Source organism: Algibacter luteus (genome assembly GCF_030344935.1).
GTDB lineage: Bacteria > Bacteroidota > Bacteroidia > Flavobacteriales > Flavobacteriaceae > Arenitalea > Arenitalea lutea.
In genome coordinates this window covers 598,840-611,550 of record NZ_CP128313.1, presented here as the reverse complement: position 1 = coordinate 611,550, position 12,711 = coordinate 598,840, and the positions used below count along the sequence as shown (strand labels likewise).

Below are 12,711 nucleotides of genomic sequence, written 5' to 3'. Positions count from 1 at the left end.
TTAATGGTTAAAGGATATTAAATTATTATTTTGTTTTATAATTTGTTCTGGTTGGTTTTGTTCTTCAAAAACATCTTCCAAGAAATGAATATTATCTAATTTGGTTTTTATAGGTTGTATAAAGTCTAAATATTTCACTTTTAATGAATCTGAAATAGGCTTAGCTTCTGGTAGTTTTTGCTTGAATGGGTCTACTTGTTTCCCGTTTTTCCAAAAACGATAACACACGTGCGGGCCACCAGTATTTCCAGTCATTCCTACCCATCCAATTACATCGCCTTGTTTCACGAATTCGCCCACTTTAGCCTTACGCTTTCTCATGTGAAGGTATTGGGTTTCGTAAGTAGCATTATGTCTAATTTTTACATAATTACCATTACCGCCTTTTCTTCTAGACTCTGTTACTGTGCCATTTGCAGTTGCCATGATAGGCGTTCCTATAGGTGCTGCAAAATCGGTTCCTTTATGTGGCCGTAATTTAAACCCGTATACGGCAATGCGTCTTTTTAAATTATAGCGGGAAGAAATTCTACTGAATTTAACGGGTGCTTTCAAAAATGCGCGACGCAGATTTTTAGCGTCTTCACTAAAATAATCTATAATTCCTTTAGTGGAATCGGTTACAAACTCAAAAGCATAAAATGGCTCTTTATTATGCTCAAAATAGGCTGCTTTAACGTCGTGTACACCAACATATATACTGTCATCTATATACTTGTCGGTGTAAATAACTTTAAAACGATCGCCTTTTTGAAGTCGTCTAAAATCTATGGTCCATGCATAAATTTCATCGGCCATTTTATAGGCTAACCTTGGGCTTAACCCTTGCTCTTCTAAAGTTTCAGAAATATTACTGTTTATTATTCCAGTAGCTGTTTTTTCAACATACGTTACAGGCTTTCTACTGGTATAAGCATGAATAGAATCTTGAAAATTTATCACTACATAGTCTACCAAATTGGGTTGATAAATAAAACACCTAGGTGTTTGCAAAGAATCTTTAGAGCATAAAAGCGTATAAGGCTTGCCTACTTGTAGTCTTCGAATGTCAAAGGTGTCTTTTGCTTTTTCAGCAATGTGAAATATCTTTGGATAACCAACATTATTTCGTTCTAGTATCTCACCAAAACTATCACCACGCTTAATAGTATCTCGTTTTACAATGTAATCTTCTATATTAAAACCAAATTCTATAATTTCTTCTGGTTCCTCAATTACTTCAACTAGCTCTTCTACCGCTGGTTTTTCATCTTCCTTACACCCATAGGCACAAAGTACTATTAGTAAAATTACTAAACATCTGTTCCCCAATCTGCTATTTCTTTGTCGGTCCATAAATCTGGAAAAAATATTCTTTTTTGATATTTTGGGTGCATGTATTTTACCCACTCACTTCCTCCTGTTGCTTCGGCAGTTTTCCCACCAATATTTAAATAATGATTAGCAGTATTATAATGCGCCATAACCCATTTAATATTTACCGTATAATCATAATGTCTCATCGCTTCAATCAGATCTTTATTAGAACGACCTTCTTTGGGCAATGACTTATATTTACTCCACAAATTGTTGTGTTGATAAAACTTTGTAAATCTAATAAATTCTTCCTTATAACGCTTCTCAAAAGCGGTAAGAGTATAAGTTTTTTTACCAGTTTTATAATCTTTACCTGCAGCTTGCCAATATAAGTGCTCAAAAGCATGCTCGTATGTAGAATTTCTATCAATGGTGTCTCTAAAGCGTTTATCAATTAAATTAATTAATTCTGTAGATGCGAATTCAATTTTCCGATATTGTGCACTTTGAAATCCACTTGCTGGAGTTAACGTAGTTCTAAACTTATTATATTGCTCCACATCCATACCATCTTTCATGATACTAAACGAAGAGGTAAGCACATCAAAATAACGACTTATGCGCATTATTTTAATTGTAAAAGTTTCAGTGTTAATAGTAGCGCTTTCGGCTATTTGAGCCATTTCAGAAAGCACCATTTTAAATAACAATTCGGTTACCTGATGATACATAATAAATACATTCTCATCTGGAAAAACTGTACGTTGTACCTGTAAATTTAAAAGTGCATCGGTTTGAATATAATCCCAGTAGTTTATGGGTTTACTATGCAATAACCCTTCCAAATGTACCTCTACATCTTGGTCTATAGCTTTGTACTTGTCTTTAAGTTGGTCCGTTATTTTAGAGTCCAAAATATCTTAATTATTAACAACTATTTTAAATGGATGTTTTAAGCCTTTAAAAGCTTCTAAGTCTGCTCGTAAAGAGCCTACCGCCAAATCTGCCTTGATACGTAAAGGTACTTTATTTTTGTCTTTTGACACCCAAAGCGTTAAACTTTCTTCTTCTTTAAAAACACGACCAGCCATTACATAAGGCCTAAATTTTAACGACTCTATCTCGCCAAAATCCGTATCAATAATTTCCTCACCAAGGTATTTAAGTTTAAAACCGTAGTTTTCTTCATCAAAAAACATGTCAACTCGCACCTCATCTCCAACTTTTAAAGTCTTTGTTTCTAAGTTATTACGCAAATAATAAAACGTTGAAACCATGTCTTGAATATTCGGCGGCGTATCAAAAACTTTTAACGTGTTATGTTTTTTGTTATTAACATGGGCCTTATTATTCTTTTGGTCAAAATCTATTTCAATATCTTTAGTATGACCACCTTCATCAATATTTCTAATAAACTTATAAGGCATAATAGTTTTTTTATCAAAATAGCTTTCATACCTATCCTTAACCTTAAAAAACCATTTAATCATACCTGTAGTCCAGCCTTTGCCAACCACATGAAAAACATCTTTATTATCTAACTGCGTTTCTTTTACGGTAAGTGTTGCATTACCAGCCTTAAGCCAGTTGCTATAACTCATTTTAAATTTAAACCATTCGCCAGTATCAAACGCCGATTCTTTTTGAGCAAAAGCCGTTTGCATTGAAACTATAGCGATACATATAAGTAGTATTCTTTTCATTCTCTTGGGGTAATTGTTTTGTAACTCAATTGCGCCACAAATATTGTATTACACAAGAAATTACAATTACTGTTCCAAAAATATAAATTTTATTGGTTTAGCAGCGGTTAAGCCCGTTATAGTTAGGCTACATTAACAAATATTAACTATTTATCGATTTAAGGGCGTTACCGCAAGGGTCGGGCTTTTCGTTATTAGTTTTGGCTCGATGCATGCCTCGCCAAAAGCTAGCCACTACAATCCCTAACGCAAAAAACCTGCTCATTTTTTAAAGCAGGTTTTTTTTATCATGGTATTTATAAAGTTCTACAGCGTACCTCTTTTAGCTTGTTCGCGCTCAATAGATTCAAAAAGTGCTTTAAAATTTCCTGCCCCAAAACCTCGGGCACCCATACGTTGAATTATTTCAAAAAATAACGTTGGCCTGTCTTCCACAGGTTTTGTGAAAATTTGAAGTAAGTAACCTTCCTCATCAGCATCAATCATAATGCCTAATTTTTTTAATTCTTCAATGTTTTCGCGCAATTCATGGCTATGTTCTTCTAACCTCCCTGGAACAGCACGATAATATTCTTCTGGCGGAATCGATAAAAACTCTACGCCTCTAGCCCTTAACTGGCTAACGGTACTAATAATATCATCTGTTGCCACAGCAATGTGTTGTACACCTGCGCCTTCGTAAAAATCCAGGTATTCTTCAATCTGGGAGCGTTTTTTACCTTTTGCTGGCTCGTTTATTGGGAATTTTATGCGGCCGTTACCATTACTCATCACTTTACTCATAAGTGCCGAATATTCGGTATGGATTTGCTTATCATCAAACGATAAAAAGTTTTCAAAACCCATAACATCTTCGTACCATTTTACCCATGTATTCATTTGGCCCCAACCAACATTACCAACCATATGGTCTATAAATTTTAAACCAACAGGCGTTGGATTGTAATCGGATTTCCATGCTTCAAAACCGGGTAAAAACGTTCCATTGTAATTTTTACGCTCTACAAACATATGCACCGTTTCGCCGTAGGTATAAATACCGGCTCTTACTACCTCGCCATGTTCGTCTTTTTCAACAACAGGTTCCATATAAGATTTGGCCCCTCTGCTAGTCGTTTCTTGGTATGCTTTTTTGGCGTCATCAACCCAAAGTGCAATTACTTTTACACCGTCGCCATGCTTAACAATATGGTCGTTTATGGGTGACTTACTTGTTAATGGTGTAGTTAAAACCAATTTTATTTTATCCTGTGTTAACACATAACTTACTTGTTCTTTCGAGCCTGTTTCTAAGCCTTTATAAGCGTAGGATTGAAACCCAAATGCCGTTTTGTAAAAATGCGCCGATTGTTTAGCATTACCTACGTAGAATTCTACATAATCTGTTCCTAAAAGTGGCAAAAAATCTTGTGCCCCTTCGAATATTTTTTCTAAACCGTAGTTTACTGATTTTATGTCTTTACTCATTTTCTTAAAGTTTAATTGTTTATGAGTTTAAATAGTTTATTTGAAAAGTTAAAACTTACCTATTATGCCTAGCCCTGATTGCAGTGGCATCCTTTTTTGATTTTTCTTCAAAAAAGATATAACGGAAAGCAGGTAATAGCTTCTTTTAAAAAAATTACTCCAACCACGATTTATGGTAACTGTCATCGCTTATTTTCATGGCTTCTTCAGTTACTTTTAGTGGTTTAAACGTATCTACCATAACCGCTAGTTCATCGGTTTTTGTTTTACCAATACTACGCTCTGTAGCTCCAGGATGTGGCCCGTGCGGTATGCCCGCAGGGTGCAGTGATATGTGACCTGCGGCAACATCGTTTCGACTCATAAAATCGCCGTCAACGTAATACAACACCTCATCACTATCTATATTGCTATGGTTATAAGGCGCTGGTATGGATAGCGGATGGTAATCATACAGTCGTGGCACAAAACTACACACCACAAAAGCATCGGTCTCAAAAGTTTGATGCACTGGTGGTGGCTGATGAATACGACCTGTAATAGGTTCAAAATCATGAATAGAAAATGCGTAGGGGTAATTGAAACCATCGTAGCCAACCACATCAAACGGATGGGAAGCGTAAACCATTTCTATAATATCATCTTGTTTTTTGACTTTTATTAAAAAGTCGCCACTCTCGTTATTTGTTTCCAACTCATGAGGCCTGCGAATATCGCGTTCGCAAAATGGCGAATGTTCTAACAATTGCCCAAACCAATTGCGATATCGCTTTGGCGTGTAAATTGGTCTGCGAGACTCTACAATAAACAGTCTGTTGTCTTCAGTATCAAAATCTATTTTGTAAATAATCCCTCTTGGGACTAACAAGTAGTCACCATATTTAAAATCTAGATTTCCTAACATAGTGCGGAGCTTACCAGTGCCTTTATGAATAAAGATAAGCTCGTCGGCATCGGTATTTTTATAAAAATAGTCTTTAGTTGATTGCTTTGGTGCAGCTAAAATAATGGCACAGTCGCTATTAATTAATACTGTTTTTCTACTCTCTAAAAAATCGTTTTCTGGTTTTACCTCAAACCCTTTTAAGCGATACGACTTTATATTATTGGCTTTCGCAATTTTAGGCGCTACACTGTATTGCTTTTTTATTTCTTTGACTTGAGTTGGCCTTTGCTCGTGATAGCTATTTGTATACATTCCATCAAAACCGATAGTACCAAAAAGTTGTTCGTAGTACAAACTCCCATCTGATTTTCTAAACTGTGTATGACGTTTAGCCGGAATATTCCCTAATTTATGATAAAAAGGCATATTTTAAAATTTATTAAATGATTAATAAGTACAGTCCTAAATCAATTTTAGGACGTTAAGTGGCTCGTATTTATAAAGATACAAAAAGTATGCTCATTCAGGATTCCTCTTGATGAGATAGTGAAGATGAATTAATAAGTCTTTCCAATAAAGATTCATAACTACACAAATATCGCAATAATTTTTGACAAAATATGATTCATGCGATTCGTGAGATATTTGCACGATTATATAAAAGCCTAATTAACAATTAAAACCAATAACCAATATTAAAAAACCAAGTGCCGTCTTTTCGCTCTGGCGAGTAACTGTATTTAGCTTGTACAGGGCCTAAAAAAGTTTCAATAGCATAACCTAAGGCATAGCCCCTGTAATCTGGCAACGTAAACCATTCACCAGTATCAAAAATATTATCATCAATATTAGCCCAATTGCCTTCAAGAGTGATGTGATGCTTTTTAAAGATTTCATAATCTGCAACTAAAGATGCCTTAACATAGCTGTTTCCCGTTAATGAAATAAAATCGTAACCTAAAAATGGAATAAAATTGTTTATTAAATTATTGCCGTATCCACCCAAAGCAAAATCTAGAGTTCTTCTTGATTTATCGCCTAATTTAAATCCGCCACTGGTTTTTAAATTAATGGCTAATTTATCGGTAACTCCAAAGGCGTAACCCATATCGGCTTTGGCAATAGAAAAATTATCAAAATCTTCAACAAATTTAGATGCGTATAGATAAATATTGAGTGTTCCGTTAAAATACACGCCTTTTCTAGGGAAATATTTTTCGTCGTAAGTATCTAATTTTAGGTTTCCCACAAGACTTAAATAGTCTGTTTTTTCAAACAGAAATTCACCTGTAGAATTATTATTAAATAGGGTTTCTGAATTAATTTCTAAACGCTTATGTTCAGCTCCAATACTCAACGAAAAATCCCGTCTAAACAAGGTTTGCAAATAAAACTGATTGGTTTGGTCTCTTAATTTGACATCAATTTTATTTAAGCCATTATTAGTAATTTGGTCTTCATCTAACACCAATTGGGCACTAATATTTTTATGAAATTGATTGTATCTAGATTTTAACCCAATACTCCAATAAAACCCTTTATCAATTAAATATTCGAAATTATAGCGTACGTTATCACCCAAGATAAGGTCTAAAGAACCCACGTCGTTTTTAAATAATAACTGCTTTTTTGTTAAGTTCACTAGGGCTGCACTCTTGTACAGATCGTCATAGTGTAATCCGAATTTCAAATAAGTATTTATTTTAGATTCTCTTACCGTGGCAATAAAATCGTAACCAACGTTTTCATCATTTTCCTTTAGCTGGTATTGAAAGGAGTTAAAATTATTAGTCGCCACTAAATTATCGATACCCTTATTAAAATCTTTATAGCTTATTTTTTCGTTGCTTTTTAATTTAAGCTTACCTAAAATGTAGGCTCGTGTGTAATTGTTGTTCCCTAATATCTTAGTATCATTAATGATTAGGCTATCTAACGGTTTAAAGTTTACTTGCTGATTTACATTAGGGATTCCGGTTGCTAAATTTCTTAAAACATTCGCTTTTGATAACGCAGCAATTTCACCTGATTTTATTATACTATTTCCTTCATCGAATGAAATGACATTAAAATCTTCGATATTTGGTTTAATATAGATATCGGTTTTTTTAACCTTCAACTTCATATCGTTAATGGTTCTGAAGTTATTTATTTGAAGTAATACGTCTGGAGCAGACGTTAGTTCATCGCGAGGTGCCAATCCATCTTGTACATCAACACCAATAATGATATCCATTCCTTTAGCCCTTAATTCATCTATGGGGTAATTGTTCACAACTCCCCCATCTATTAAAATGTCATTATTAATATTTACTGGCTGAAAAAGCGATGGCAATGCGCCACTTGCCATTATGGCTTGGGTTAAATTTCCTTTTTCCAGCATCACTTGTTTCCCGCTTTCAACATTTGTGGCTATACAGAAGAACGGAATAGGCAATTGACTAAAATCTTCCGTTTTATTGACGTGAACTAGTAATTTCAAAAGCAAACTATAGGTGTTATGCCCGCGAGAAAGTGCCGATGGTAATTTAATTCTAAAATCATTAAATGGTAATTTTACAGCATACTTTTCCATGTTCGCACGTTCACCAATAGGAGATGAAGAACGTGGCAATTCGTCGTTTATAATCTTATCAAAATCAATTTGGTGAAAAATAGAATCGAGTTGCTCGCCAGAATACCCTGAAGCATACAACGCGCCAATTATAGAACCCATACTAGTTCCTGCAACATAATCTATTTTTACACCTAAACTATCTATCACTTTTAAAACTCCAATATGTGCCAACCCTTTTGCGCCACCACCACTTAATACTAAACCAACTTTTGGTTTAGTATTGTTTAAAGTATCATTTTGCGCTTTTGCGGAAAGTGAAACGAGCAAACAAATGGTTAATATGAAGATTTTTATTTTCAAATTTTTTTTAATTGAAATGACTCTTTTGCGACGATACGATTGAAAGTTTGTTACTTTTCATGATAATAATTATACACTTTTTCAGCGCGCGATACGCCAACAACAGCTTCTAACTCGTCTAATTTGGCATTGGCCACACGTTTAGCAGACTTAAAATGTCTTAGTAATTCTACCACGGTTTTTTCGCCCACTCCAGGAATGGTTTCCAATTCTGTGTTTAACGCAGTTTTACTACGCTTATTTCTGTGATGCTCTATTCCGAAACGATGTGCTTCGTTTCGTAGCTGTTGAATAATTTTTAGGGTTTCGCTTTTTTTATCTAAATATAAGGGAATTGGATCGTTTGGGTAAAATAATTCTTCTAAACGTTTTGCAATTCCGATAATGGCAATTTTTCCTCTTAATTCTAGGGCATCTAAACTTTTTAAAGCTGATGATAGTTGTCCTTTCCCTCCGTCAATAATTATAAGCTGCGGCAAGGGTTGGTTTTCTTCAACCAAACGTTTGTATCTGCGATATACCACTTCTTCCATTGAGGCAAAATCGTCTGGACCTTCAACGGTTTTTATATTAAAATGGCGGTAATCTTTTTTACTTGGCTTTCCGTTTTTAAAAACCACACACGCCGCCACAGGGTGTGTGCCTTGAATGTTAGAATTATCGAAACACTCAATATGCCGTGGCTCTTCCGAAAGTCTTAAATCGGCTTTCATTTGTGCCATAATTCTATTGGCATGCCTATCTGGATCTACAATTTTATCTTGTTTAAATCGCTCCATGCGGTAATATTTAGCATTGCGGAGTGATAAATCTAAAATGTGTTTTTTATCGCCTAACTTCGGCACGGTGACTTTTACTTCTTCGCCTAAATCGACTTTAAAAGGCACGTATATTTCTTTAGAATTGGAATTGAAACGTTGACGAATTTCGGTAATGGCCAGCTCCAACAATTCCTTATCGGTTTCATCTAATTTCTTTTTTATCTCTAGCGTATGCGAACGAATTATTGAACCATATGATAACTGCAGAAAATTAACGTAACCATAACTTTCGTCGCTCATAATAGAAAACACATCTACATTGCTAATTTTAGGGTTTACTATGGTAGATTTAGCTTGGTAATTTTCTAATACCTCTACTTTTTCTTTTATTTTTTGGGCCTCTTCAAATTGCATATTGGCCGCATAATCTTTCATTTGCTTTTTAAACTGCTGCAGCGAATCTTTAAAATTGCCTTTTAAAATTTCTTTTATAGCCTTAATGTTTTCGTTGTATTCTGCCTCGGTTTCTAGACCTTCACACGGTCCTTTACAATTCCCCAAATGGTATTCTAAACAAACTTTATACTTGCCTGCTTCTACTTTTTCTTGAGATAAATTAAAGTTACAAGTACGCAGACTATACAAACCTCTTATTAAATCAAGCAAGGTGTGTACTGTTTTTCCGCTGGTATAAGGCCCAAAATATTCGCCACTGCCCTTAAAAACGCGTCGAGTAGAAAATACTCTGGGGAAACGTTCTTTTTTTATGCAAATCCATGGATATGATTTGTCGTCTTTTAGCAATACATTGTAACGAGGTTTGTGTTTTTTAATGAGGTTATTTTCTAATAATAACGCATCGGTTTCAGTCTCTACTACAATGTGTTTTATGTTGGCAATTTTTTTAACTAAGACCCGCGTTTTACCATTTTCGTGCGTTTTAGTAAAGTAAGAACTTACCCGTTTTTTTAAGTTTTTTGCTTTCCCAACGTATATTATAGTCCCTTCTTTATCGTAATATTGATAAACTCCGGGTTGGTTTGGTAGCGTTTTTAATTGTATCTCTAAATCGGGGGTATCCATTACGGTAAAGGTAATTATTTTAATACTTTTTTTAAGTGAATTTACCCGTGATTTAATATTTTGAAAATTAAATTGATTTTTGTTTTTTGAAAGGATTAATTATCTACATTGCGCCTCTTTTTAAAAAAGGTAAGGTGTTATATAAATAACAAAAAGAACGCTTTAAAACTGTTGTTGACGCATGGGTGCGTTAGGGATTGTAGTGGTTAGCTTTTGGTGAGGCGCGCATCGAGCCAAAACTATTAACGAAAAGCCCGACCCTTGTGGTAACCTGCCTGCCGGCAGACAGGCGCCCGAAAAAATAAAGATAAAAAAGTGAGTAAAAAAATTCTTGGACGAACAGATATTGTAGATTTTCCGAAATTGGGATTGTTTAATATTGACGTGAAAATGGATACAGGTGCCTATACCTCGACCATACATTGCTCTGAAATTATTGAAAAAGACAATACATTGCTTTGTATTTTTAATAGTGAAGTGCATAAAAATTTTGGTAAAACGGAGATTGTTTTTGACACGTTTTGGCGAACTGACGTAAAAAGCAGTAATGGTTTTAAGGAAAATAGGTATAAAGTGAAAAGTGAAGTAGTATTTTTTGGTAAAACGTACAAGATTAACTTAACTTTAAGCACTAGAGACGCTATGAAATTTCCTGTTTTAATTGGGAGGCAATTTTTAAGACAAAAATTTATGGTTGATGTAGATTTGGAAAACGTTTCTTTTAACGCTAATCGCACAAAGCAAATATGAATATAGTAATACTATCGAGAAATTCGAATTTATACTCTACCGACCGTTTGGTAGAAGAAGGAGTAAAAAGAGGTCATAAAGTTGAAGTTATTGACCCATTAAAGTGCGACATAATTATAGAAAAGGAAAAGCCAACTATTTATTACAAAGATAGATATTTAGACTATGTGGATGCTATTATACCTAGAATTGGAGCTTCGGTAACATTTTATGGTTGTGCGGTGGTTAGACAGTTTGAGATGATGGGGGTTTTTACCATTGTAACATCTGACGCGATACAACGCTCCAGAGATAAATTACGAAGCTTACAACGCTTAAGTAAAGCAGGTATTGGCATGCCTAAAACGGTTTTTACAAACTATTCTAGAGATGTTGAAGAGGTGATTGAGCATGTTGGCGGAACACCCGTAATTATTAAACTTTTAGAAGGGACACAAGGTTTGGGGGTAGTTTTAGCTGAAACTAAAAATGCCGCAGAATCTGTTTTGGAAGCTTTTAATGGTTTACAAGCTAGAGTGATAGTTCAAGAATTTATAAAAGAAGCAGGTGGTGCCGATTTACGTGCTTTGGTGGTAGACGGACAAGTGGTTGGCGCTATGAAACGCCAAGGAAAAGAAGGTGAGTTTCGTTCTAATTTGCACCGTGGTGGTTCTGCAAATATTATTAAACTGAATCATGATGAATTGAAATTAGCCATGAATGCATCTCGAGCTCTAAAACTTCCGGTTTGTGGTGTAGATATGTTGCAATCTTCAAGAGGACCATTGCTTTTAGAGGTTAACTCTACTCCTGGTTTGGAAGGTATTGAAGCGGCTACAGGACGCAATATTGCTAAGGCGGTTATAACTTTTATAGAAAAAAGCACACGATAAATGATACAGGTAAATGATAGCGTTTTGCATATTTTAGGAGAAACGGTAAACCTTGGCGAAAGCAAAGAGGTTAATTTTGATGTGGCTAATTTACACACCTCATCGCCAGTAAATATTCCCGTTATTATTGAGCGTTCCGCAAAACCCGGACCTACCGTTTTATTTACTGCAGGCATACATGGTGATGAAGTTAACGGTGTTGAAATAGTTAGACAACTTATAGCTAAAGGTATCAATAGACCTAAAATTGGCACAATTATTTGTATGCCAGTAATCAATATTTTTGGGTTTATAAACTTAAAGCGGGAGTTTCCTGATGGGCGCGATTTAAACCGTGTATTTCCAGGAAGCCCTAATGGCTCTCTGGCGGGTAGAGTTGCCCATAAATTGATTCATGAAATTATTCCACACGTTGATTTGATAATCGATTTTCATACAGGAGGCTCGGGTAGATTTAACGCGCCACAATTACGCTTCATAAAAGAAAATAGAGAACTTAACAGTTTAGCGAAAGTGTTTGGTGCGCCATTTGTTTTGTACTCAAAAAATGTGAATAAATCGTTTAGAACTACTTGTTATAAACTTGGTAAACCTTTATTACTTTTTGAAGGCGGAAAATCGTTTCATATTGATGATGTAGTCACCAATTCTGGAGTAAACGGCTCTAAACGTGTTTTGAAACATTTAGGGATGTTAAAATCAAATTTCAAAGCTTCGAATCCTAAAAAAGAATGCATTTTTATAAATGACAGCAAATGGCAACGCGCCAAATATTCTGGTATGTTTAGAGCTTCTATAACCATTGGCTCTTTAATTAAAAAACATGATGTTTTGGGAAATATTACAGACCCTTATGGCAAGTTTAACTACGTGGTTAAAGCCTCGAATGCTGGCTATATTATTAATGTAAATGAATCGCCTATTGTGTATCAAGGTGATGCTTTATTTCATATTACTACAAAACTAAAAAGGTAGT

The 12,711-nt window shown here is 34.9% G+C and carries 10 protein-coding genes; 3 read left to right on the top strand and 7 right to left on the bottom strand.

Annotated features, from left to right (window positions below):
* The 7 genes from O5O44_RS02530 to uvrC all read right to left on the bottom strand — a co-directional run bounded on the left by O5O44_RS02530 (nt 1) and on the right by uvrC (nt 10,113).
* Entirely contained in the window at nt 1-1,335 is a 1,335-nt protein-coding gene (locus O5O44_RS02530; protein ID WP_289195611.1) for a peptidoglycan DD-metalloendopeptidase family protein, read from the bottom strand.
* A complete protein-coding gene (locus tag O5O44_RS02525) occupies nt 1,293-2,210 on the bottom strand; it encodes a tryptophan 2,3-dioxygenase family protein (protein ID WP_289195610.1) in 918 nt (305 codons plus the stop codon). Before O5O44_RS02525 ends, O5O44_RS02530 begins: the two co-directional genes overlap by 43 nt.
* Before the next feature lie 6 nt (nt 2,211-2,216).
* A complete protein-coding gene (locus O5O44_RS02520) occupies nt 2,217-2,999 on the bottom strand; it encodes a DUF3108 domain-containing protein (RefSeq protein ID WP_289195609.1) in 783 nt (260 codons plus the stop codon).
* Nucleotides 3,000-3,305: 306 nt separating this feature from the next.
* Nucleotides 3,306-4,466 carry a 4-hydroxyphenylpyruvate dioxygenase gene (gene hppD, locus O5O44_RS02515; protein ID WP_289195608.1) on the bottom strand — a complete coding sequence of 387 codons (1,161 nt, stop codon included), beginning with the start codon at nt 4,464-4,466 and terminating at the stop codon, nt 3,306-3,308.
* 154 nt (nt 4,467-4,620) lie between these two features.
* On the bottom strand, nt 4,621-5,778 hold the full coding sequence (locus tag O5O44_RS02510; RefSeq protein ID WP_289195607.1) for a homogentisate 1,2-dioxygenase: 1,158 nt from the start codon (nt 5,776-5,778) through the stop codon (nt 4,621-4,623).
* Nucleotides 5,779-6,028: 250 nt separating this feature from the next.
* Nucleotides 6,029-8,269, bottom strand: coding sequence for a patatin-like phospholipase family protein (locus tag O5O44_RS02505; protein WP_289195606.1), 2,241 nt, complete (start codon nt 8,267-8,269; stop codon nt 6,029-6,031).
* A gap of 50 nt (nt 8,270-8,319) precedes the next feature.
* Complete coding sequence (uvrC, locus tag O5O44_RS02500) at nt 8,320-10,113, bottom strand: excinuclease ABC subunit UvrC (protein WP_289195605.1); 1,794 nt, start codon at nt 10,111-10,113, stop codon at nt 8,320-8,322.
* Nucleotides 10,114-10,428: 315 nt separating this feature from the next.
* Here uvrC and O5O44_RS02495 point away from each other — a divergent pair, with 315 nt between their 5' ends.
* From O5O44_RS02495 to O5O44_RS02485, 3 genes are read left to right on the top strand one after another with little or no spacing between them, the layout of a single operon-like run.
* Complete coding sequence (locus tag O5O44_RS02495) at nt 10,429-10,863, top strand: ATP-dependent zinc protease family protein (RefSeq protein WP_289195604.1); 435 nt, start codon at nt 10,429-10,431, stop codon at nt 10,861-10,863.
* Nucleotides 10,860-11,735, top strand: a complete 876-nt coding sequence (gene rimK / locus O5O44_RS02490) for a 30S ribosomal protein S6--L-glutamate ligase (protein ID WP_019385942.1) — start codon at nt 10,860-10,862, stop codon at nt 11,733-11,735. The genes O5O44_RS02495 and rimK overlap by 4 nt, the downstream gene beginning before the upstream one ends.
* Complete coding sequence (locus O5O44_RS02485; protein ID WP_289195603.1) at nt 11,736-12,710, top strand: succinylglutamate desuccinylase/aspartoacylase family protein; 975 nt, start codon at nt 11,736-11,738, stop codon at nt 12,708-12,710.
* Nucleotide 12,711 lies beyond the last annotated feature (1 nt).